This is a genomic window from Streptomyces sp. NPDC001508, from assembly GCF_040298665.1.
Classification (GTDB): Bacteria; Actinomycetota; Actinomycetes; order Streptomycetales; family Streptomycetaceae; genus Streptomyces.
The window spans coordinates 1-22,031 of sequence record NZ_JBEPAP010000057.1 but is presented as its reverse complement, the minus strand read 5'-3'; the positions used below and the strand labels follow the sequence as shown (position 1 = coordinate 22,031).

22 protein-coding genes and 4 pseudogenes are annotated in these 22,031 nt (G+C 69.1%); 5 read left to right on the top strand and 21 right to left on the bottom strand.

Features of this window, described 5'->3' with window-relative positions; genetic code table 11:
- Positions 1 to 96 precede the first annotated feature (96 nt).
- The 15 genes and pseudogenes from ABT245_RS35225 to ABT245_RS35155 all read right to left on the bottom strand — a co-directional run bounded on the left by ABT245_RS35225 (position 97) and on the right by ABT245_RS35155 (position 13,632).
- Positions 97 to 279, bottom strand: a complete 183-nt coding sequence (locus tag ABT245_RS35225; protein WP_351741890.1) for a hypothetical protein — start codon at positions 277 to 279, stop codon at positions 97 to 99.
- Positions 276 to 584 (bottom strand): annotated as a pseudogene (locus ABT245_RS35220) (SpoIIE family protein phosphatase); the annotation flags it as partial. The gene ABT245_RS35225 and the pseudogene ABT245_RS35220, both read right to left, overlap by 4 nt.
- A 390-nt stretch (positions 585 to 974) precedes the next feature.
- Positions 975 to 1,709: an IclR family transcriptional regulator gene (locus ABT245_RS35215; protein ID WP_351741887.1), complete on the bottom strand. Its 735-nt coding sequence runs from the start codon at positions 1,707 to 1,709 to the stop codon at positions 975 to 977.
- A gap of 71 nt (positions 1,710 to 1,780) precedes the next feature.
- Complete coding sequence (locus ABT245_RS35210; protein WP_351741885.1) at positions 1,781 to 2,242, bottom strand: YbhB/YbcL family Raf kinase inhibitor-like protein; 462 nt, start codon at positions 2,240 to 2,242, stop codon at positions 1,781 to 1,783.
- A gap of 34 nt (positions 2,243 to 2,276) precedes the next feature.
- Positions 2,277 to 3,128, bottom strand: a complete 852-nt coding sequence (locus ABT245_RS35205; protein ID WP_351741882.1) for an alpha/beta fold hydrolase — start codon at positions 3,126 to 3,128, stop codon at positions 2,277 to 2,279.
- A 17-nt stretch (positions 3,129 to 3,145) separates the two neighbouring features.
- On the bottom strand, positions 3,146 to 4,078 hold the full coding sequence (locus tag ABT245_RS35200) for a 3-hydroxyacyl-CoA dehydrogenase NAD-binding domain-containing protein (protein WP_351741879.1): 933 nt from the start codon (positions 4,076 to 4,078) through the stop codon (positions 3,146 to 3,148).
- Positions 4,079 to 4,118: 40 nt separating this feature from the next.
- On the bottom strand, positions 4,119 to 4,865 hold the full coding sequence (locus ABT245_RS35195; RefSeq protein ID WP_351741876.1) for a class II aldolase/adducin family protein: 747 nt from the start codon (positions 4,863 to 4,865) through the stop codon (positions 4,119 to 4,121).
- A gap of 39 nt (positions 4,866 to 4,904) precedes the next feature.
- Complete coding sequence (locus tag ABT245_RS35190; protein WP_351741874.1) at positions 4,905 to 5,504, bottom strand: amino acid synthesis family protein; 600 nt, start codon at positions 5,502 to 5,504, stop codon at positions 4,905 to 4,907.
- 13 nt (positions 5,505 to 5,517) lie between these two features.
- Positions 5,518 to 6,675, bottom strand: a complete 1,158-nt coding sequence (locus tag ABT245_RS35185; protein ID WP_351741871.1) for an FAD-dependent oxidoreductase — start codon at positions 6,673 to 6,675, stop codon at positions 5,518 to 5,520.
- A gap of 41 nt (positions 6,676 to 6,716) precedes the next feature.
- Positions 6,717 to 7,808: an ABC transporter substrate-binding protein gene (locus ABT245_RS35180; protein ID WP_351741869.1), complete on the bottom strand. Its 1,092-nt coding sequence runs from the start codon at positions 7,806 to 7,808 to the stop codon at positions 6,717 to 6,719.
- Between the two features lie 48 nt (positions 7,809 to 7,856).
- A complete protein-coding gene (locus ABT245_RS35175) occupies positions 7,857 to 8,684 on the bottom strand; it encodes an ABC transporter permease (RefSeq protein WP_351741867.1) in 828 nt (275 codons plus the stop codon).
- A gap of 1 nt (position 8,685) precedes the next feature.
- A complete protein-coding gene (locus ABT245_RS35170; protein ID WP_351741864.1) occupies positions 8,686 to 9,465 on the bottom strand; it encodes an ABC transporter ATP-binding protein in 780 nt (259 codons plus the stop codon).
- Between the two features lie 1,096 nt (positions 9,466 to 10,561).
- A pseudogene (locus tag ABT245_RS46295) lies at positions 10,562 to 10,801 on the bottom strand (IS982 family transposase); the annotation flags it as partial.
- A 101-nt stretch (positions 10,802 to 10,902) separates the two neighbouring features.
- The gene (locus ABT245_RS35160) at positions 10,903 to 12,501 is read right to left on the bottom strand and encodes an MFS transporter (protein ID WP_351741862.1); all 1,599 of its coding nucleotides are present in this window, start codon (positions 12,499 to 12,501) and stop codon (positions 10,903 to 10,905) included.
- Between the two features lie 111 nt (positions 12,502 to 12,612).
- Positions 12,613 to 13,632 carry an NAD(P)/FAD-dependent oxidoreductase gene (locus tag ABT245_RS35155; protein ID WP_351741859.1) on the bottom strand — a complete coding sequence of 340 codons (1,020 nt, stop codon included), beginning with the start codon at positions 13,630 to 13,632 and terminating at the stop codon, positions 12,613 to 12,615.
- Positions 13,633 to 13,723: 91 nt separating this feature from the next.
- Here ABT245_RS35155 and ABT245_RS35150 point away from each other — a divergent pair, with 91 nt between their 5' ends.
- Both ABT245_RS35150 and ABT245_RS35145 read left to right on the top strand, forming a co-directional pair.
- Positions 13,724 to 14,329, top strand: coding sequence for a helix-turn-helix domain-containing protein (locus ABT245_RS35150; protein WP_351741857.1), 606 nt, complete (start codon positions 13,724 to 13,726; stop codon positions 14,327 to 14,329).
- Positions 14,330 to 14,458: 129 nt separating this feature from the next.
- Positions 14,459 to 15,358, top strand: a complete 900-nt coding sequence (locus ABT245_RS35145) for a class I SAM-dependent methyltransferase (protein WP_351741854.1) — start codon at positions 14,459 to 14,461, stop codon at positions 15,356 to 15,358.
- Between the two features lie 52 nt (positions 15,359 to 15,410).
- Here the strand turns inward: ABT245_RS35145 and ABT245_RS46290 are convergent, their stop codons facing one another.
- From ABT245_RS46290 to ABT245_RS35130, 3 genes are all read right to left on the bottom strand, one after another.
- Positions 15,411 to 15,791, bottom strand: coding sequence for a hypothetical protein (locus tag ABT245_RS46290; RefSeq protein ID WP_502982255.1), 381 nt, complete (start codon positions 15,789 to 15,791; stop codon positions 15,411 to 15,413).
- A gap of 27 nt (positions 15,792 to 15,818) precedes the next feature.
- Entirely contained in the window at positions 15,819 to 16,082 is a 264-nt protein-coding gene (locus ABT245_RS35135) for a hypothetical protein (protein WP_351741852.1), read from the bottom strand.
- Positions 16,083 to 16,195: 113 nt separating this feature from the next.
- Positions 16,196 to 17,095, bottom strand: a complete 900-nt coding sequence (locus ABT245_RS35130) for a DMT family transporter (protein ID WP_351741850.1) — start codon at positions 17,093 to 17,095, stop codon at positions 16,196 to 16,198.
- Here ABT245_RS35130 and ABT245_RS35125 point away from each other — a divergent pair.
- Entirely contained in the window at positions 17,094 to 18,518 is a 1,425-nt protein-coding gene (locus ABT245_RS35125; protein WP_351741847.1) for an aminotransferase-like domain-containing protein, read from the top strand. The genes ABT245_RS35130 and ABT245_RS35125 overlap by 2 nt on opposite strands.
- Before the next feature lie 167 nt (positions 18,519 to 18,685).
- On the opposite strand, the gene ABT245_RS35120 is transcribed toward ABT245_RS35125, so the two are convergent.
- Positions 18,686 to 19,108 carry a RidA family protein gene (locus ABT245_RS35120; RefSeq protein ID WP_351741845.1) on the bottom strand — a complete coding sequence of 141 codons (423 nt, stop codon included), beginning with the start codon at positions 19,106 to 19,108 and terminating at the stop codon, positions 18,686 to 18,688.
- A gap of 42 nt (positions 19,109 to 19,150) precedes the next feature.
- Between ABT245_RS35120 and ABT245_RS35115 the strand changes: the two are divergent.
- Positions 19,151 to 19,300 (top strand): annotated as a pseudogene (locus ABT245_RS35115) (NF041680 family putative transposase); the annotation flags it as partial.
- 114 nt (positions 19,301 to 19,414) lie between these two features.
- A complete protein-coding gene (locus tag ABT245_RS35110) occupies positions 19,415 to 19,792 on the top strand; it encodes a DUF4259 domain-containing protein (protein WP_351741966.1) in 378 nt (125 codons plus the stop codon).
- Between the two features lie 630 nt (positions 19,793 to 20,422).
- Here the strand turns inward: ABT245_RS35110 and ABT245_RS35100 are convergent.
- Complete coding sequence (locus ABT245_RS35100) at positions 20,423 to 21,334, bottom strand: hypothetical protein (RefSeq protein ID WP_351741842.1); 912 nt, start codon at positions 21,332 to 21,334, stop codon at positions 20,423 to 20,425.
- Positions 21,335 to 21,797: 463 nt separating this feature from the next.
- A pseudogene (locus ABT245_RS35095) lies at positions 21,798 to 22,031 on the bottom strand (DUF4232 domain-containing protein); the annotation flags it as partial.

The window sequence follows — 22,031 nt, the reverse complement described above, 5'->3', positions numbered from 1 at the left end:
CGGTGCCATGGCAAGTTCGCCGGAACCAACCCTGTCGGTTGTGGCGGGTGCCCCGGCGGTGGGTCAGCTGGGCAACCAGGAGCAGCCCGCGTCCGCCTACGTCGGAGACGCGGGCCGGGCGCATGTGGCCCGGTCCGCCGCCCAGGATCGAGTGTCGGCGACGGCCGCCGTGTCGGCGGGGACCTCCCTCGTGGCGACATCGTCGGTGTCCAGGGGCCGGGTGCGGGCGATGACCAGCGCGATGTCATCGGGGTGCTCGGCCGGCATATCGGCGATCACGCTGTGGCAAGGTCCTCCAGCGATGGACAGGGTCGGGCCAGGGCGGTGCGCAATCGGTCCAGCCCTTCGTCGAGGTCCCGCTTGTGGGCGTCAAGCAGTCCGTCGGTGCAGAGGGCGATCAGGCTGCCGGCGTCGAGTGGGACCTCGGCGGACTCGAATGGCAGGCTGCCGAGGACGAGCGGGGGCCCGACCGGCACCTTGACCTGCTTCGCCGTGCCGCCGACATCCACGACGAACGGCGGGGGGTGGCCGGCTCGTACGAAGGTGCAGGTGCGGCGGCGTCTTCTCCCGCACCTGCCGGCGCAGCAGGTCGTGGATGGTCTGGTGCCGTCGTCGCGCCACCGAGGAGGGCGGCGGCCGGTGGGAGGACGCCAGCATCATCGCCTCACTACCGCAGGTGTAGAAGTGGAAAGCGAGGCTCCTCGGACGATGTGTGGTGCGTAGAGAACACCACCGCGACGACCAGGAGCCTCGCCTCGTCACACCACCCCGCTGACCTGCCCTTTCACCCCTACGGGACAGGATGAAAACAGTTCAGTGACCATCGCGCCGAGATGACCGAACGATTCCTCTCTGAAGGACCGTCACCGGCATGGCCACGACCGGCGGACCGGCACCCCTCTCGGGCCAGCCGCACCTCCGCACGCCCCAACCCGCCGGTCACACCAGCGACTTGGCCATGCCCAGGAGGCGTTTCACCGCCGCCAGGTGCTGAGGGACTGCGAGAGCTCGGCCGCGCTTGACATCACCTGTTCCGTGATGTGTTCGGCCTGGTCCTCGTCGATACGGAACTGCGGGCCGGCGACGGTCACCGCGGCCACCACCTTGTCGGCTGCCTTGATCGGCGCGGCCACGGCCCAGACGCCCTCGTCCACCTCCGCCTCGCTCTTCGACCAGCCTCGCTCCACGATGCCGGGCAGACTGGCCAAGGCCTGGTCGCGCTCCGCGGCCGGCGGCGGCGGCCGGAGCCGGTCGAAATAGCGCTGTGCCCACGCTTCTCCCATGGAGGCGAGCAGAACCTTGGGGCCGGCGCCGCGGTGCAGGCTCATGATCTGCCCGGGCTCGAACGACAGCCGGATCGTGTGCTCCGGATGGCTCATCTCCACACAGGTCGCGAAGTCTCCCACGCGCCGGATGACCAGTGCGGCCTCACCAGTGACCTTCGACAGCCGCTCGACGAACGGGTGCAGGACCTTCGACAAGGGGAATGCCTGTTCGGCGCTGCGGGACAGAAGGAAGACGCGCGGGGAGAGTACATAGGTCCCCCTGCCGTTGTCCTCCGCCAGATCCATCTCCCGCAGCAGTGAGACGAACCGGTAGGCCGAGGGGACGGAGATGCCCACGGAGTGGGCGATCTCCTCCACGCTCAGCTCCGGCCCCTTCTCGGTGAAGAGGAGAAGGACCTTCAGCACCCGCCGGGCGCTGTCCACGCCGGGGGTCCTCTCCCGCCCTTCAGACACTGTGCGCCTGCCCCTTCGTGTTCGTGGTCACCGTGGATGCCTCAAGCCGAGTATGTGCCGACGAGCCGGTTCTGCTCGATAACGTGGTTGCCATACGCGCTGAGAAACTCCTCCCTTGTCGGTTCACCGTTGACGGCGGTATCGAGGGCGTACACCCAGAAATAGTAGTGGTGCCTGCCGTGCTCCGGAGGTGGCTGAGGGCCCGTATAGGCACGTGTGCCAAGGGATGTGGGGCCTTCGCGGTAGACGGCCGTGCCGCCCTGTGCGGGGACGACGGGGGCCGCCGGGTCGATTCCGTAGACAACCCAGTGCGTGAAGCCTTGCGGCAGTGGCGCGTCGGGGTCGTGGACGATCAGGGCGAGTTCGACCGTTTTGGCCGGGACGCCGGTGATCTCCAGCCGGGGGGCGGCGTTGCCGTGGTCGGCGGCGAACTTGTCGGGGATGCGCTCGCCAGGTCCGAAGTCCAGGGCGGTGACGGCGAGGTCCTTGATGTTCAGGGGCATGTCGGTGCTTTCCTTCGGCGGTGGAGCGGGCGGCTCAGCCCGTCCGGTCGAGCATGCGAACGATCTCGTCTGCGACGGACCGGGGGTCCTCCTCCGGCACGTAGTGGTCGAGCCCGGGGAGCTGCACGGCGCGGAAGTCCGGGCGCAGCTCCCTGGTGGCGGCGAAAGCGCGGGGCGAGACGATCCTGCTGTGCTCGCCGCGTATCAAGGTCACGGGCACCGGGATGTTCCGGGTCTCGGCGGTGAAAGCCTGCCGCAGGCCGGCGACGGTACGGACCATCGCACCAGGGTCGGCGAGCGGCCGGAGGCCGGCGCCGGCAGCGGCGTAGCCGTATTGCCTGCGGCGGCCTACGGCGTCGGCCGGCAGCAGTGGGTAGCGCTCGCGGAGGTACGCCTCGATCTCGGCCGGCGAGGTGAAGGTGCGGTCGCCGCCGCGGACCCGGGTGTCGAGGTCGTCGAGCACCCCGGGTTCCACGAACGGCGTGTAGTCGACGGCCACGACGCCCGCCACGGCGTGGGGGTGTGCCGCGCCGAGTACCACGGCGTTGCGGGCGCCGAGTGAGTGGCCGGCCGCCACCACCGGGCCGCGCGCGTGCCGCTGCAGCAGCGCGAGGACGTCGCCGCAGTACTCGGCTGCACCGTACCCGGTGGCGGGCTTGTCGCTGCGGCCGTGTCCGCGCTGATCGACGGCGATCGTACGGATCGATCCGCCCAGTCGTGCCACGACGCCGTCCCAGACGCCGAGGCTGGCGGTGGTGCCGTGCAGCAGGACGACCGTGGGCCCGTCGCGCGGCCCCAGGTCGCGGATGCACAGCTCGATCTCCCCGGCGGACACGCGGTGGACATCCCCCACCCCCGGCCCGGACTGCTGCGGGTCGAATGTCATCGGACTCACCCGGCCGCTCACACCGGCTTGATGGCCGAGAGCGCCTTGCGTACGCCGACCAGTCCGGCGACGATCTCGGCGCGCTTGGCGGCGACCTCGCCCTCGGCGTACTCGTACAGTCCGCCGCCGGTCTTCATGCCGAGCTTGCCCTGGCCGGTCAGGCCGGTGACGAGGGAGGAGACGCCGGTCTCGTTCGACAGGTCCTGGTTGAGGTAGGTGGCCACGGCCTGGTAGATGTCGAGCCCGGCCATGTCGACCAGACGCATCGGGCCGATGACCGCGAGCTTGTAGCCGATGCCCCACTTCACACAGGTGTCCATGTCCTGCTGGGAGACAACGCCTTCCTCGACGAGGGCCATGCATTCGCGCAGGACGGCATACAGCACGCGGTTCTCGATGAAGCCCGGCACCTCCTTCTCGACGACCGCCTCGTAGCCGAAGGCCTTGACGATGCCTACGAGCCGCTCCTGGACCGCCGGGTCGGTGCGCTCACCCTTCACCACCTCGATCATGGGGATGAGGTGCGGCGGGTTGGACCAGTGCATACCGATCAGGCGCTCGGGGTGGGCCATGTCCACGGCCATGTCCGAGATCGGGATACCGGAGGTGTTGGTCGCGATGATCACTTCATGGCCGACTGCGGCCTCGATCCGGCCGAGCACCGTCTTCTTCAGCGCGAGCTGCTCCGGGACCGCCTCGATGACGAGGTCGGCACCGTCGAGCGCCTTCGCCTGATCCACTTCGACGGTGACCGATCCGCCCGGTGTGACGGGCACGTCGAGCTGGTCGAGGTGGGTGACGGCGGCGGCACACATCCCCTCCGCCCGCGCCAGGGCCTCTTCGCTGACGTCGTTGAGGCGCACATACGATCCGTAACGGGCGAGCAGCGCTGCGATGCCGGGCCCCATGCTGCCTGCGCCGATGACGGTGCTGGTCTTGGGAATGCTCATGGTGGTGAATCCTCCTTGCGGATGGCGGGTGGGCGGACGGTCAGCCGGCGACTCCCGTCTCGAGGCGGTCGAGCTTGCGGTTGAAGTACATCCAGTAGTTGTCCCTGGCCCGCTCGGGGTAGATGCGGCGGTGCTTCTCGCTGGTCTCCTCTGCGTCCGGTGCCTCGTACGGCAGCCCGGAGGCGGCCAGGGAGAGCTGGAACTTGGCGGCCCACTCCAGGAAGATCCCCGCCAGGGTGGCGTCCTTGACGTTGCGGCCGACGAACGAGGCTCCGTGGTTGGCCATCAGAACGGCCTCGGCGTCGCCGAGGACCTGGGCGATCGCCTTGCCAAGGTCCGGGGTGGTGATGATGTGGCTTGTCGCGTCGAAGCGCGGGACGCCGTGCTCGGCGAACCACACTCCGTGGTTGTTGACCGGCTGCAGCTTGGCGGTGGAGGCACCGAAGACCGTGGCGTGGAACGGGTGGGAGTGGCCGACCACCTGGACGTCGGGGCGGGCGCGCATGATCTCCGCGTGCAGCGGCCATTCGAGATGGCGCAGCCCCTGTCCTTCGAGGACGTTGCCGTCGAAGTCGATGAGGATGTAGTCCTCGGCGCGGACCTCCTCCAGACCGAGGTTGCCCCGCTTCAGCCACAGGCCGCGGCCGTGCGGGTCCCGGTAGGAGAAATGGCCCATGGACATATCGCCGTGTCCCTCCATCTCCAGGATCCGGTGGGCCCGGGCGAGGTTGTCCAGGACGTTGGCGATCGAGTCGTCCTGGGAGTGGAGGGCATCGCTGGAAGACATGCCTGACCTTTCGTTCGGTACGGAAGTCTGCGGGCGTGGTCAGCGGTGTGCCGCGGCGAGGGCCCCGGCCGCGGTCAGCCCGCCGACCCGCTCGTGTACGCGACCACCGCTGGCGACGGCCACGCAGATGAACAGCTCGTCCGGGCGCGGTACATCGGGTATCGACACCGTCGCCGCGTCGTAGTGCGAGCGGACATAGAGTTCGTCCTTGTAAGCGAGGGGTATGTCGATGCTCGCGCCCGCGGCGGCCGTCTTGGTCGCCGAGGAGATCCATGCCGCTCCGCCGCCCACGGCTTCGCGCAGTGCGTCGCCGAAGACGGTGGTGACGCAGGCGACGACATGCTCCTGCTCGCCGTCCAGGCCGGCCAGCCCGCCCTTGCCGTAGCTCTCCACCTCGGCCCCGCCGAGCAGGGCGACGGCCCGTCGGCCAAGTGCCGTCCCCAGCGCGGCGCTCGGCTCGGTGAGCGCGGTCAGGTCGTCGACGTAGCGCCCGGCGAACGGATTCTTGATCACGACGCCGCAGACCGCCTTGACCAGCGGCTTCCCGGCGACGGGGCCGTTCTCGTGCAGGGTCTGCTCGACCAGGCCGACCCAGCGCCGCACCTGGTAGTTGCTGGTCACCGCTTTCTCTGCCGTCATCGCGTTCATCTCCTCAGGGCCGCGCCACGGACACCGACAGTGCGTGGCGGTTGGGGTTGGTCGGGTCGTAGATCGCGGTCTCGAGGTTCTCCAGCGTGAACTGGCTGCCCTCGGCCATGCGCCGGGTCGCGGCGAAGTCGGCCGAGCGCTGCTGGCAGCGATCGGTGAAGGGCCGCTCCAGCTGCTCCCAGCGCTCCATCGCCTCCTCGAGTTCACCGTCCGCGGCCTCGGTGGCGGCCACGGCCAGGGTGTAGGCGTTCGCCATCGCGCAGCCGGCGCCCTGGGCGAGCGCGGGCGGCATGGCGTGCGCGGCATCGCCCACCAGGGCGACCACCCCGCGGCGCCACTCTGCGACGTAGGTGGTCTCGTATCCGTAGTAGCGGGGGTCCCGGGCCTGTGCCGCGGACCGCAGCACGGGGGTCAGCTCGGGGTAGGCCGATGTCCACAGGTCAAGGTCGATCGGTGTCCGGCTGCCTTGCTCATCGTCCCGGGGGGCGCCGAGGGCGATGTAAAGCTCGCGCTCGTTGCAGGGCACGTAGAGCACGCGCAGATAGCGCGGGTCGAGGTTCCAGAAGTCGATGACGTTGTCCCATTCACCGGGGCCGAGTTCGGCCCGATGGCGGGGTACCAGGAGCCGGATGATGCCATCGCCCGACTTCCACCGCTCCTGTGCGAACCCGATCGAGTCGCGCACCTTCGACTTCACCCCGTCGGCACCCACCACGAGGTCGGCGTCCAGGGTCTCGCCGGAGGCGAGGGTGATCCGGCCGCGCGGGTCGGCGGAGACCACCTCGGAGCCGGTGCAGATCTCCACTCCGGCCCGCAGGGCGGCATTGAGCAGGGACTTGTGCAGGTGTGGCCTGGTCAGCGTGCGCCAGGGCAGTCCGCCGAAGTCCTCGTGCGACAGACTGTCGTGCTGGAACCGCGTCTCGTACCAGGGCGGTGTCATCGAGTCGGCCATCACCTCGTCGTAGGCGCCGATGGCCTTGAGGACCTTGAGGCTGTTGTGCCACAGGACGATGCCCGCACCCTGCTCGCGCAGTTCGGCCCCCATCTCGTGTATCCGCACCGTCCATCCGCGCTGTGCGAGCGCGGTCGCGGCCGTGAGGCCGGCGAAGCCCGCGCCTGACACCTCCGCGTGGCGTCCTCGCCTGTTGCTCGTGGTTTCCATTGCTCCGCTTCCCCTCGTTGGTCAGGCCGGACGGCCCTGGGTCACTTCGAGGACTTCTCGACGAAGACCGGGGTGTAGATGTCCTCGACGGCGGGCGGACTGCCCTTGAGCACCTGCTGGTCGGCGAGGGTGTCGATGGTGGCCTGCCACACCTGTGCGTCCATGGCGCCGAGCCCGTTCTTCTCGGTGGCGTCGCTGGTGAAGGTGTGGTCGATGTCTGCCTGCAGCTGCCGCTGGAAGAGGCCGGCCTGGTCGCGGTACTCCGGGGAGGAGTCGGCGAGGATCTTCGCGGTCTTCTCGGGATTGTCGATGACGTACCTGAACGCCCTGAGGTAAGCGTTGGTGAAGCGCTGGACGAGGTCGGGATCGTCCTTGACCATCTCGTCACTGGTGAACAGGCCGGATCCGTAGACCTTGTAGCCGTGATCCGAGCCGAGCATCACGTCGAGCGAGCCCTCGCCGCCCGCGGCGTCCTCCAGCTGCGGCACCTCGGCGTCGATGTAGCAGGGAACGGTGTCGACCTTGCCCTTGATGAGGTAGTTCTCGTACGGCGGGGTGACGGTGACCTCTCGGAGGTCCTTGCGCTCCATGCCGTTGGCGGAGAGGAGCGCCTGGTAGAAGATGAAGGTCGAGCCGGCGGGGTGAATGCCCGCCGTCAGGCCCTTCAGGTCATCGATCGACTTCAGCTCCACGTCCTTCTTCACGGAACACATGGCCAGCGGCGAGTGCTGGTTGACGACCGCCAGCGCCTTCACCGGGATGTTCTGGGAGCGGGCGGTGACGAGCGAGGGCAGGTCGGCGAAGCCGAAGTCCGCGCGTCCGGTGCCGACGAGTCGCAGGGCGTTCGACGAGCCTGTGCCGGTCTTGATGGCCTCGACATCGATACCCTGCTGCTTGAAGTAGCCGAGCTTGTCGGCGACGTGGAATATGCCGTGGTCGCCGCGCAGCTGGTAGTCGAGCTGCACCGTGACGGTGTCGAGGCCGTCGGCGGAGCCGGCGTCGCCGCCCGCCTTGCCGCCGCACGCGGAGAGAAGGAGCGCTGCGGCGGCCGCGGCGGCGATGGCCGCCTTCTTCGCATATGTCCTGGCGGGCTTCCCCGGGGCAGTGGCCGGGGGTTTGGTGGAGGTGAACATAGTGGCTCCTGGCGGATGAGGAGGTGCGAGAGCCGTGGTCGGTGCGCATCAGGCCGCGATGTGCGGGAACCACTTCCGCAGGGCGAACTCGATGAGTGACAGCCCGTAGTAGAGGATCAGGCCGAGCAGGGACACGAGGGTCAGGGCAGCGAACATGAGTGGTGTGTCCAGCTGCGTGGAGGCGAACTGGATGAGATAGCCGAGGCCGTTCTCGGCTCCCGCGAACTCAGCGACCACGGCGCCGATGACGGCGAGTGTGATCGCGATGCGCATGCCGGCGAAGAGGTACGGCAGCGAGGTCGGGATCTGGATACGGGCGAGGATCTGGTTCCGGTTGGAGCCCACGGACCGCATGAGCAGGATCAGATCCTGGTCGACTGCCTTCAGCCCGACGATCATGTTGAGTGTGACCGGGAAGAAGGCGATGACCACGATGAGCAGGAGCTTGGGCGCGAGGCCGTAGCCGAACCACAGGATGAAGATGGGGGCGAGTGCCACCTTGGGCACGACCTGGAAGAGGACGATCAGCGGGTAGAGGGCGCGCTCCAGCCAGGCGAAGCGGACGATCAGCACAGCGATCAGCACGCCGACGGCGAGGCTGAGCAGGAAGCCGTAGAGGATCTCCTGGGTCGTCACCCAGCTCGCCTCCAGCAGCAGGTCGCTCGAGCGTCCCATCTCGCCGAGGAACTCGCTGGGCTTCGCCAGTTCGAAGCTAGAGATCCCGAAGATGTCGACGGCGAGTTCCCACAGGACGAAGGTGCCTGCGAACACCGCCATGCTGGGCCATGCCCTGGAGAGCCACGACCGCCACGCGCCGCCTTCTCGGCCGGCCTCGGCGTCGGTCGTCGTCTTCACATTCTGCTGAGTGAGCGTCATATCAGGCCGCCACTTTCGGCTCGAGGTGCGCGCGCAGCCGGGAGGCGTATTCGCCGAATGCGGGCTCGTCGAGGACGCCCCGTGTGCGGGGCCGCGGAAGATTGATCTCGAGCGTCTCGAGAAACGGACCCGGGGTGCGGCCCATCACGTGCACGGTGTCGGAGAGGAATACCGCTTCCGAGAGGGAGTGGGTGACGAAGACGACCGTTTTTCCGGTGGTCGCCCAGATCTCCGCGAGCTTTTCGTTCATCTCGTCCCGCGTAATGGCGTCCAGGGCTCCGAACGGCTCGTCCATCAGCAGAATTGCCGGGTCCATGGCCAGGGCGCGGGCGATGGAGACGCGCTGCGCCATGCCGCCGGAGAGTTCGTGCGGCAGCTTGTCGCCGGAGCCGGCGAGACCGACGAGCTGGAGCGCGCGCTGTGCTGCGTCCTTCGTCTCCTGCCGGCTCTCACGGGTGGCGATCTGGCGGAGCATGCTTGCGTTCTGCAGCGCAGACTTCCACGGCAGCAGGGCTGGGCGCTGCGGTACGAGACCGATACGCCTGCCCTTCACGGCCTCCGCGGCGGGCATGCCGCCGATGGAGACGTCCCCGGCTGTCGGCGCGAGAATTCCGCCGATGATTTTGAGCAGGGTGCTCTTTCCGCACCCGGAAGGGCCCAGCAGAGTGACGAAACTGCCGGGCGCGATGTCGACCTCGAGGTCTTCGAGAACTGTCTGCTTTCTACTGTGCCCTGCAAACCTCATAATGATGTCGTGGGCGGAAATCCCCATGGATTCCATAAACCCCCCTCTCCTCCAACGGAAGTGTGGTGGGAACGCCTCCCGATCGCGTTATCACGATCTAATAATGCGTTATCACGAACGCTAGGCTCCCCCTTCGGGGTGCGTCAAGACGGGTGCGCGCAGTTTTCTCACCGGTTGCATGCCGAGAATCGAACGCGTGGGCGGTCGCATCGAGGCGACCGCCCGACGGTCACGCGGACGGCTGGCGCCCGCGTCACGGATCCAGTTGCGCAGCGTCTCCGGGTTCACCCCCAGGTCGGCGGCGATCGCCGCAGGGACTCCGAGGCCGCGCAGCGGCGCGTGGCCCAGGGCGGGTATGCGCGGCCAGTCCGTGCGAGGGCAGTTGCTGCGCATAAGGACACGGGGCAGGACAGGTAGTCCAGCGGGGACAAGTGGACCTGACAAGCAGAAGTCTGGCTCTCCCACGAGGTGATCGAACGGTTCCTCGCGATCGGCTGCCCCCACGTGCGAGAGAGCACCCGCGGCAACTACCGGAGCAGACTCCTGCGGCTCAGCGAGCAAGACCGTCATGCGCTCGGGCCCGGCGTCGGCCACGACCCCCCAGAGGTCATCCCGGTCCGCGTCCACGACGTCCGCGGAGCCTCGGGCGGTGGCGGCCGCGGCCAGTCGTCGTGGCTACTCGCGGTCCCCGGAAGCGGGAGATTCCTTGCCGCCGTCCGGGGGAAGGCCAGACCGGGTCCCGGTCCGCCCGGTCCCGGTGCGGACAGCCGGCACAGCGTCCTCGCAGCCGCTGCCGACCGTCTCGGCACCAAGGGCGCGGCCCAGTAGGCGGTTTCCAGGGGTCGTCACAACACATGGTTGTGTTGATCAGGCCGCGAGCAGTGGATGCAGGCGCTCGGCTGGGGTTTCCCAGCCGAGGGTTTTGCGTGGGCGGCCGTTGAGTTCCGCGGCGACGGCGGCCGGCTGGACAGACTGTTCGGCGACACGGGCATCGACCTCACGTCGGCACCCTGAACACTGCCGCCGTCCACGGCAAGCGACACGCTGCCGCAGGCCTCGATCCGGTGATCCGTCGTCGTACTCATCAGGCGACTCCTTCACGGAGGCTCACACCTGATGCATGACACTCCCGCCGCTTGGTGTATCCGGGCCGCTGGGGCAGACACGGAAACATCGGCGTGAGGTTGGTGCGGGCGAACCGCAGCCAGCGGGCCTCCGAGGCGAAGCCCGGCAGAGCCTGTGCCACCGCGAGACACACCAGCTCGGAGTCGCTCAACTGCGGTGGTCTGCCCAGCCATCGGGTCTCCGTGAGCTCGGCGTCGATCTTCACGTACGGTCCGGTGATGAAGGTGTCCAGGAGCTCGTTCGGCATGGGTGTCCCCGTTGCGACGTGCACTGCTGAGCTGGAGCGTTAGGCACCGCGGTATCGCGGTGCCTAACGCCTGACGGACGATCCGCCCAGTTGTTACGCGGTCATCGGACGGCGACGATCTCCGTGGTCTCCGCCTCGTCCGTGATGGCGGGGTCTGAGCCCTTCGGCCCGCGAAGAGCGATGTAGACGAGCAGCACGCCCATGACGGCGACGCCTGCCCACATGGCCTGCTGCCAGCCGTCGACGAAGGACTGCTGCGCAGTGTGGATCAGGCCCTGGGCCTGGCTGCCAGTGCTCGGGGCTACCTCGACGGCGTTGGCGATGCCTTCGCGTGCGGTGTCCGCGGCCTTTTGGGGGATGCCTCCGAGCTTGTCGTCCATGGCGCTGTGGTAGCCGTTGGCCAACAGCGCGCCGAGCATCGCGACGCCCAGGGCGGTGCCGAATTCGCGGGTGACGTCGTTGAGGGCGGAGGCCACACCTTGCTTGGCGCGGGGCAGGGAGCTGGTGATGGCCTCGGTGGAGGGCGTCATGGACAGGCCCATGCCGATGCCCATGGTGAGCATGCCGACGAGGATGGACAGGTAGCCGCCGTCGACGGAGGCGAACAGCGCCATCAGTGCGAGGCCGAGGGTGGACATGGCGACGCCCACGGTCATGGTGGAGCGGGCGCCGATCTTGGCGGCCATCTTGGGGGCCAGGCCGGACGTCATCATCATCATGATGGCCATGGGCATCATCGCCACGGTGGACAGCAGGCCCGACCAGCCCAGCACGGCCTGGAAAAACGGGAAGATGACGACGGCGATGCCGGCCTGGACGCCGAAGACGACGAGCAGTGTGATGGAGCCGCCGGCCAGGCCACGCTCACGGAAGAGGCGTACGTCCAGCAGTGATGCGTCGCGGCGGTGCAGCTCCCAGGCCACGAAGGCGATGGCGGCGACGACGCCGACGGCCAGGCTGATCAGGGAGACGGGGTCGGTCCAGCCGCGCTCGGGGCCTTCTTGCAGGACAAAGATGAGTCCGATCACGGCGATGGTGGACACCAATGCACCGATGGTGTCGAAGGAATGGGTGGAGCGCTCGCGGGAGTTGGGCACCGACTTCAGGGTCATCGCCAGCGCGACGACGACCAGTACCACGGGCAGCACGAACAGCCACCGCCAGTCCGCGACGTCCACGAGGACCGCGGAGAGGAACATGCCCAGGATGCCGCCGCCGCCGGCGACACCGGTCCACACGCCGATCGCCTTGCCTCGTTCCTCCTCGGGGAACGTGGAGGTGATGACGGCAAGTGTGATCGGCATGATCATCGCGGCGCTGATGCCCGCGGCCACGCGGGCGCCGATCATCACTGCGGCCGACGGGGCGAGCCCGGCGACGACGCCGGCCGCTCCGAAGATGATCAGCCCGGTGATCAGCATGGGCTTGCGGCCCCATCGGTCACCGATCGCACCGAGCGGCAGCAGCAGGGCGGCCAGGGCAAGGGTGTAGATATTGATGATCCACAGGACAGTGGTCTGCGAGGCACCCCATTCGACGGCCATGTGGGTCTGGGCGACGTTCAGACCGGACACCGACGCGATGACGGCCATCAGCGCGATCGAGACGCTGATCAGGATCGCGCGCAGCTGACGCGCATCCGGCGCACCCCCGCCGCCGACTGGTACGGCCGCCGCCTGGGGAGTCTGGTTGCTACTCATGATTTCCTCTCAAAAAGGGCATGAAGAATCAGCGCCGGGACAGGGCCGGTCGCCAATGAAGGGTGGAGCAGGAGGCTCGTCGCGCGGACCGCCGGCTGCGGTCCGCGCGGATCAGGCCGAGGGGCGGTCGGGGGTGATCGCGGCCTGGGCGGCGGCGAGGGCCGCGGCGGTATCGGCGGTGGCCGGCAGAGCGTTGATGTGGGATCCGGCCAGGGCGCCGGCCGCGGCGGACGCACCGACCTGCGCGGTCAGATCGGTGGCATTGCCGGCCACCCACACGCCGGTGACGTCGGTGGTGCCGGCCATGGCGGAGGCGAAGCGGCGGCCCATGTTGTCGGGCAGGTCCTCCATCGGCAGCTTCAGCCCGTCCAGGCCCTCGGTGCGGGCCTGTAACCGGGTGGCCACCGCGATCACGCGCCGGGCGACGGAGGTGCCGTCCACCAGGCGCAGACCGGCCCGGGCGCCATCCTCCTCGACGACCTCCCGTACCTCGGTCTCGACGATGCGGATGTTGCGGGCGGCGAACCGGGCGCGCGTGCCCTCGTCCAGGTCGGTGCCATGGGTGAAGTACACGAGGTCGTCGGTCAGCTGACGGAACAGCAGTGTGTGGTGGAGGGAGGCGGGGCTGGTGGCGAGGATGCCGATGGACTCGTCGCGCACTTCCCAGCCGTGGCAGTAGGGGCAGTGCACGACGCTGTGGCCCCAGTGCTCGGCCGGGCCCGGCACCTCGGGCAGTACGTCGCGCAGACCGGTGGCCACCAGGACGCGGCGCGCGGTCACGCTGCGGCCGTCGGCGAGGGTGACGGTGAACCGCAGATCGCCCTCGACCGCTTCAGCGGGCTCGGCGGAGGCGACTTCACCGAAGACGATCTGCCCGCCGTGTTCGCGGACCTGCTGGCGTCCGCGCTTGAGGATCTCGGGCGGCGGGGTGCCGTCCAGGACGATGAAGCCGTGCATCGCTGCGGCAGGTGCGTTGCGCGGGGTGCCGCTGTCGATCACGACGACCGAGCGGCGCGAGCGTCCGAGCATCAGCGCGCCGTTCAGGCCCGCGGCGCCGCCGCCGATCACCACCACGTCCACCGTCTCGGCGGGCAGGGTGTCGCTCTCGCAGCGGGAAGTCTGCGCACACATGTCGCGCCCTTTCGTCGTACCTGGCCCCCGTGCTGGACCATCTGTGTTCGACGTTAAGCCCGTATTGCAGTAAAGGCATACCATGTTGCCTATGACGCAAGAAGATGGGGCGCTGGACAGCCTCGTACGCAAACGGATCCGCGCACTGCGCGTCGCACAGGGCTGGTCCCTGGAAGAACTGGCCACCCGTGCCAACCTCAGCCAGTCCTCGCTGAGCCGAATCGAGAACGGACAGCGCCGCCTCGCCCTGGACCAGCTCGTCACCCTCGCCCGCGCCCTGGACACCACCCTGGACCAGCTCGTGGAGAACGCCGCCGACGACGTCGTCATCAGCCCGATGATCGACGGCACCCACGGCCTGATGCGCTGGCCCATAAAGGGCGACCCCGGCATGAGCGTCATGCGTCAGCGCATGACCGAACCTCCGCCCGACAATCCCGCCCGCATGCGCGCCCATCCCGGCCACGAATGGCTCGTCGTGCTCTCCGGTACCGCGATCCTCATGCTCGGCCACCGCCGGTTCCGCGTCGAGACCAACCAGGCCGCCGAGTTCCCCACCATGATGCCGCACGCGATCGGAGCCGAGGGCGGCCCGTGCGAGATCGTGGGCATCTTCGACCGCGACGCCCGCCGCGGCCACCAACGCGACACCGGCGACAGCAGCGAGTGCGACGGCGCGCAGGGGCGCTGCGAGTAGCAGCTCCCGGCAGTGTCGAGCGTCCGCGCGAGGGGGCCGTCTTGCGTGGCGGGCAGCGCACCAAGCCATCTTCTTGCGCATACCGCAAGCGGTCGTGCTTCATGCGCATGACGGTCTTACGGTGGTGCCATGACCCAAGCGCACCAGCACACTCCCCACGGCGACATCGGCCACCACGGGCACGGCCACGGTGGTGGTCATGGTGGCACTCAGCAGGACGGCGACAGCGGGCAGGCGGAGATCCTCGACCTGGACGCCGAGGTCCTCGCCGAGCACATCGCATCCATCACCGCCTGGCTGCCACTGAAGGTCGAGCCGCGCCAGATCGTGGACCTGGGCTGCGGCACTGGCGCGGGCACCTTCGCGCTCCTCGAACGCTTCCCCGAGGCGCACGTCACCGCGGTCGACGCCTCCGCCGGCCACCTGAAGCTCCTGCGCGAGAAGGCATGCGCCCGCGGCGTCTCGGACCGGGTGCGCACCGTGCAGGCCGACCTCGACACCAGTCATTGGCCCGACCTCGGCACACCGGACCTGGTGTGGGCCTCCGCGTCGATGCACCACATGGCCCACCCCGACCGCGCACTGCGTAGCGTCCACGAACTTCTCGCGCCGGACGGGCTGTTCGCCGTCGTCGAGCTGGACGGCTTCCCCCGCTTCCTGCCCGCCGACGCCCCTGAAGGCCGACCGGGACTCGAAGAGCGCGCCCACAAAGCGACCGACAGCTTCCACGCTGAACACGTCCCGCACCGCGGCGCCGACTGGGGGCCGATGCTGGCCGCCGCCGGATTCAACGTCGAGGACGAGCGCACCATCACCGTCAACATCGCGGGCAACCGCAGCGAGGCCGTCGGCCGCTACGCGCACGGCAGCCTGCAACGCATCCGCGGCGCCGCCGCACCCGCACTCAGCCCTGAGGACCTCGCCGCCCTCGACGAACTCCTGGACGTCAACAGCCCGCACAGCATCCTGCACCGCGACGACCTCGCCGTACGCACCGAGCGCACCGTCTGGGCCGCCCACCGCGCCTGACCCTTGGGCTGCCCGGTTGCCTGCCGGGCCGCAACCACACCCCACTTGGGACCTACTCGTCTCTAGGGAGCGCGCGCACCACACAGCGCCGGGCAGACGTGACTTCGTGGACGTTCGCCCCGGACACACCGAGCGCCAGGGGTGAGCCCTGGGCATCGGCCAGCACATGCAGTTTGCTGCCCTTCCTGCCCCGGTCGACCGGATTGCCTACACCGGCCGCCACCGGCGCCCCCACGCCGTCCCGGCCGCGCGACAGGGTCGCGGTGACGCTGGTGCACACATCGTCGCCCTCGATGAGGGTGACGGTGACCTGCATACCCGGCACGTCGGTGATCGCGTTGGCCGGGGCCGATGGCCCGTCGAAGGGGGTGCCGAGGGCGCGGGGCCTGACCACGAGGGTGCGCAGGCGGGCGGGGGCGCAGGTGCCGGTCATGGTCCAACTCCAGGAGCGGGGCCGGCGTTACACGGTGACGGCATCCGGTGCCGGTTCCTCGGTACCGTCGTCGAAGGTCATCTCCGGCGCGGGCCGCCGGAAGCCCTTCGTGAGGCAGGCCAGGTAGCCGACGCCGATCGCCAGCCACACGCCGCCGATCCTCAGCGCGACGTCCCCGAGCTTGGTGAGCAGGTAGACGGATATGCCGGCTCCGATCAGCGGCATCGCCCCATACGAGAAGAGGTTCGGGCTGCGGCCCTGCCCGCGCTCGCGGACCAGATGCGCGATCACGCAGAGGTTCACCAGGGCGAAGCCGGGGAAGGCTCCGAAGTTGATGAACGAGGTGGCCGTGGTCAGGTCCAGCGGGAACCTCTACGCCGGAGGCTGGTACCGGGGACCTCACCTCACCTCTTCGCCCGCTGGGTGACGACGATGCAGGCGAGCACTATGACGGCGGTCATCGGGACGACCGGGCCGACGTGCTCACCGAGCAGGAGCACGGACCACAAGAGGGTCAGCAGCGGCTGGGCGAGCTGGATCTGGCTCGCCTTGGCGACACCGATCAGGCCCATGCCGCGGTACCAGAGGACGAACCCGCCGAACTGCGAGACGGCCGCGATGTAGGCCATGCCGGCCACAGCCTTCGCCGTCAGGTGCACGGGTTCGTGCGACAGGGCCCACGCGGTCACAGCCAGGTTCACAGGGGCGGCGATCACGACACCCCAGGCGATGACCTGCCAGCCCGGCAGGTGTGCGGACAGCCGCCCGCCTTCGGCATAGCCGGCCGCGCACAGCAGCAGCGCGCCGAAGAGACAGAGATCGGCAATGGTCGGCGCCCCGTTGTTCTGCAGCAGCGTGAACGTGATGATGGTCGCCCCGCCGAGCCCGGCCGCCGCCCAGAACGCCTTCGGTTCCCGGCGGCGCGTGCGGGCGGCGGAGATCATCGCGGTGGCCATGGGGAGCGCGCCGATGACGACCGCGGAGTGCGCCGAGGACGAGGTCTGGAGGGCGAACGTCGTCAGCAGCGGAAAACCGAGCGCGCATCCGACGGCGACCACCGTGAGCGCGGGCCAGTCGGCGCGGACGGGCCGTGGGGCGCGCGTGGCGAGGAGCGCCACACCTGCGATCAGGGCCGCGATGACGCCGCGTACACCGGCCGCACTCCACGAGCCGAAGCCGTCGAGGGCGAACACGGTCCCCGGGAAGCTCAGGGAGAAGCTCAGTACGCCGAGGGCGGCCAGAACCGTCCCGTTCGACAGTAGCGATACTGGAGTTGGTGCGATAGCGCTACGCTCGTTACTCATGTCCAACGGTAGCAGTGCGCAAGAGCTGGCTGAGACGCTCGCCCGGGAGATTGAGAACACCCCTGCTGGGACGCGCATCCCGACCCATCGGGACCTCATCAGCCGCTTCGGAGTGAGTGCTACTACTGTTTCCCGTTCCCTGGCCATCCTGACGCAGCGTGGGCTGATCACTACTCGCCCCGGTGCCGGCACCTATCGCACCGAGACACAGCCCAGGCAGCGTGCCGGGGACACCTCCTGGCAGGAGGCGGCCCTCGAACTGACCGGCGGTACAGGTCCCGCGCGCAGTTTCAAGACCGCTGCGATGCTGAGCACGCTGACCACCAGCGGGCCGGACATCATCGATCTCAACGGCGGCTACCTCCACCCCGAACTCCAGCCGCTCAGCAAGCTCAGCGCCGCCTTCTCCCGCACCGCACGGCGCGCGGAGGCATGGGACCGGCCGCCGGTCGGCGGGATCCCCGAACTGCGTGACTGGTTCGCCTCCGACATCGGCGGCGGCCTCAGCCGCCACGACGTCCTCATCTGCAGTGCGGGCCAGAGCGCCCTGGCGACCACCCTGCGTGCCCTGTGCCCGCCCGGCGCCCCCGTCGTCATCGAGTCTCCGGCCTATCCGGGAACAATTGCGGCGATCCGCGCCGCCGGACTGCGTCCCATCCCCGTCCCTCTCGATCAGGAAGGGATCCGGGCCGACTACCTCGACGACGCGCTCACCCGCACCAGGGCACAAGCCGTCGTCCTGCAGCCGCTCTTCCAGAACCCCACCGGTGCAAGCCTTTCGGTGAGCCGGCAGAACGACATCCTGGGCATCGCGCGCCGGCACGGGGCGTTCGTCATCGAGGACGACTTCGCCCGGCACATGACGCACGCGGACGCCGGCCCGCCACCGCCACCGATGATCGCCGACGACCCCGACGGAACCGTCATCCACATCCGGTCGCTGACCAAAGTGACCTCGCCGAACCTGCGGGTGGGCGCACTCGCCGCCCGCGGGCCCGTGGTGGCGAAACTGCGCGCCGCACACGTCATCGACACGATGTTCGTGCCCGCTCCGCTCCAGTACACCGCTCTCGACGTCGTGACCGCCCCGGGCTGGAAGCGCACCCTGGCCACGCTCGCCACGGCCCTGGAGCAGCGCCGGTACGTCGCCGCTGACGCCGTCGCAGCGACGTTCGGCCCGCACGCTTTGGCCCTCCGGCCGCGCGGCGGCTATCACCTCTGGGTCTCACTGCCGGGCCACCTCGACGGCCGGCAGCTCGCGTCCGCCGCCATGGCGCACGGCGTCGCGATCACACCGGGAGAGAACTACTACTCCACCGACAACAGCGCCCCGCACATCCGCCTCAGCTACGTGGCCGCGCCCTCCGCCGCAGACGTCGACGCCGGCATCCGACGCCTGAAGCCCCTCACCACAGAACCCTGAACGACGGTCCGGCCGTAGCGGGATCCCCCGCCGTGCTTCACAGCCTGGCACCGGTTCCCGTGCCCCGATCAGACCCGGAGACCGCTCGGCTTCTTGCTCGCTGTCACGGCGGGGAGGGGCACCACCTTCGCCTCGGGTATCACGGGGCACTTTGCACTGGGCGGTGGTCAGTGGCTGAGTTCACAGTGGATCCCGACCTCGACGGGGGCGTCGAGAGGCAGGGCGGCCACACCGACCGCGCTGCGGGCGTGCGGACCCTGGTCACCGAGAACCGCCGCGAGCAGTTCGCTGGCTCCGTTGACGACGCCGGGCCGGCCGGTGAACTCGGGCGCGGAGGCGCCGTATCCGATCACCTTCACCACCCGGTGGACGCGGCCCAGGTCCCCGACCAGGGCCTTCACGGCGGCCAAAGCGGTGAGCACGCATATGCGGGCCAGGTCCTGGGCGTCGTCGGGTGCCACGTCGGCTCCGACCTTGCCGGCCAAAGGAAGCTTGCCGTCGACGAGCGGCAGCCGGCCGGAGGTGTGGACGTGGCTGCCGGACTGGACGGCCGGCACATAGCAGTACTTGTTGATCTGTCGCGGCCGCACCGGGCGGTCCAGGCTGCGGACCGGGTGAGTGAATTGGCAGAGGAGAAACCGAAGGCGCCCGACCGGCTCACCCCGGCCCGAGTCCGCCGAGGGTTTCGGATCCTCCGCCCGCACCTGCACTGTCCGGCCCGCGCACCGGGACCTCCAACTTCCGGCACTGGACGGCCACTTGGCTCGAAGAATCGGCGACCCCGCCACATGATGCGGCCCAGGATTTCCGGCCTGCCGCACCTCCGTGCGGCCTGGTTGTCAGTACACGCTGATACAACTCTTGCGAACGACCACCCGGCGAGCAGAGGAGACCCCGTGGGCGACTGGGGAACTGGCAACTTCGAGAACGACACGGCCGCAGACCACCTGTCGATCCTCACGGACCGGCTCATCACCGAGGTCGCGGACGCGATGGCCGGCGACCCGGTCGAGATCGAACCCGACGAGTACTGGGGAGTCGCGGTGCCGGCCAACTTGGAGTTGCTGAGCCTCCTGGCGCGGCAGGGTTACGCAGGGGCATCACTGCCTGAGGCTGATGTGGTCGAGGGGTGGAAGAAGACCTACATGGCGGTGTGGGAGGGCTACATCGACGAGTTGGAGGTCTCATCGGGTTACAAGGACAAGCGACGCGCAGTCCTGATCCGTACGTTCGACGAGCTGGCCGCGCTCCAGAGGAAGCAGAACTCGGACTGAGGCCTGACACTCACACGGCGTGCAGGACGAGCGGCACCTCCCTTCCACCACCTGGTACGGCGGGCTTGGAAGACCCCCAGTCCGCTCGCCGGGACGAGATGCGCATCGCGACCACCGCTTGCTGAGCTGGCCCTGCGCCGCGCACCGCGGGTGGCGCCGTCGGCTAAGAAGGGGGCGCAGTCACGGCAGACGGTCTCAATGCCGGGCGGCTCAGCGAGCGAGGCCGCGAGCGTGTCCGCCTCCCGGTCGGGAAGGAGGTCGATCGGACGATGTGTTTCGATGTCGACGAGCGCAGTTCCGTACATCTGCCCTTGCGCTGGGCGTATTCGTCCACACCGACCACGCGGGGCATGGCGGTGGGCGGATCAGGTAGCGAGGCAATCAGTCTCAGCAGGGTGTTACGGCTGACCGTCTTGACGCCACGACGACGAACTTGCCCGCCGCTGGCAGATCACGGGGAAACCGCAGACAGGAGCCGTGTATTCGCCCCGAAAGACACCCACAGCCGGGCAGGTCGCCTGCCGGGCAGTGCCAGATGCCGAACTCGGCTTTCATTTCACCGACGGGTCGATCACCACAGTGGAGGCCGAAGCCGAGGCCACGGTCATCAAGACCGCTTTCGCCGGGGCTTCAGTTGGCGACGGGGCGTTCTGGTTGGCGGAGTTGAGCAGGCGAGTCGGCGGGCGTGGTCTCAGCGCAGGCGAGACGGTTCTGCGGGCGGGGATCTCGGTGGCCTCTTCTTTCTGTGGTGGCGTCGAGCAGCCTCAGCTCGGCCGAGAGCACCCAGAGCTGCACCAGGCCGATGGCCCATCCGGTCACGGCCGAGAACTGGTTGATGACGAACAGGAAGGCCTGCCCGAGCAGCAGGTCCACGAGTAGCGATGCGCGCAGCACCCGCAGTGCGGCGGGGCGATCCCGGCGCCACAGGAGCAGGCCCCGTGTGCTCAGCGCCACCGTGGCGGCCGCGCATCCAGCCGCCGCACTGACTGCGCCCCACTCGCGCTCGCCGGCCAGGTCACCCGCGGCGGCTTCGGCGGCGATCCCACCGAGCAGCAGGCAGCCGTGCGCAGCGGTATAGGCGATGACGGCGGCGATCAGCGGCCGGCTCCTCGCGACGCGGTCTGCGGCAGCGCGCAGCGTGTGCCTCGTTGGCGTGCCGGTCGGGCCGTCCGTATGCCAGGCGAGGGCGGCCAGCGCGGCGAATGAGAGGTAGATGATCCCGGCCGCCGGGCGGTAGAAGTAACCGATGTCGGTGACGAGCTTGCCGACCTCGTCGATGAACAACCCGAAGCCGGCGCCCCCGGCCACCGCGCCGCCCCACAGCCGCACGCGGGCCGTCGGCACGAGCAGCAGCGAGACCAGTGCCACGAGCATGAGTAGACCGCCCCACAGCATGTGTGCGATGTGCAGGTGGCTGCCCGGCCCCGTGCCCCCGCCCAGCTTGGGGTAACCCGTCAGGGCGAGGAAGGCACGGGTCGCCAGTACCGCGGTCACTCCCGCCAGCACAAAGATCTTGAGCAGGGTCCGGGGGCTCTTTGTCATGCCCGACAGCCTGACCGCGCACGCAGGGCGCAGGCCATCCGGCAGGCCCCCGTATCCACCTGCGGACAACCCTCGACATCCGCCACGCGGCGTGCACCCGGCGCGGCGGCCGCCGCCCTGGAAGTACACCTCCTTGAGCGCTTCGGCGGCGATCTGCGTCGGCGCGGTGCAGCCCATGCGCTCGCGACCTGCGAGTGGGTCAGACGAATCTGTGTCAGGCAGGCCGAAATAAGCTGCCCATGCCCGCCCCTGCGGGCGGCAGCCGGTCACCTGGGGGTCCTGCCCCTCCCGGCGCGCTGAGCGGGTGACCCAGGCGCCTCGCCGCCGTTGACACGTCATCGCGTGTATGAACATCCGGATCCGCCGCGGACGCGAGCGAGTCCGGACCGATTGTGATCGGTCCGGACTCGTGGGCTGTTCGGGGCGTGGTCGCGGTCTCGCCGAGTCGCCGGCCGACGGGCCGTCAGAAGTCGTACGGCTTCTTGGTGCTCCAGTTCAGCACGTCGGCCTCGTTCCAGCTGAACTGCGGCTTCTCGCCCTTGATGGCGACGGAGTAGAAGGGGCCGTGGTGACCGTCCGCGCCGCGCAGCGCGATGGCGAAGGAGCGCGCCGTGTGGTTCTTCGAGCCGTAGTCGAAGAGGTTCACCGCGCTGTATACCTTGCCTCCGGGCGGGAGCGTGATGTGCTGGTCGCCGCC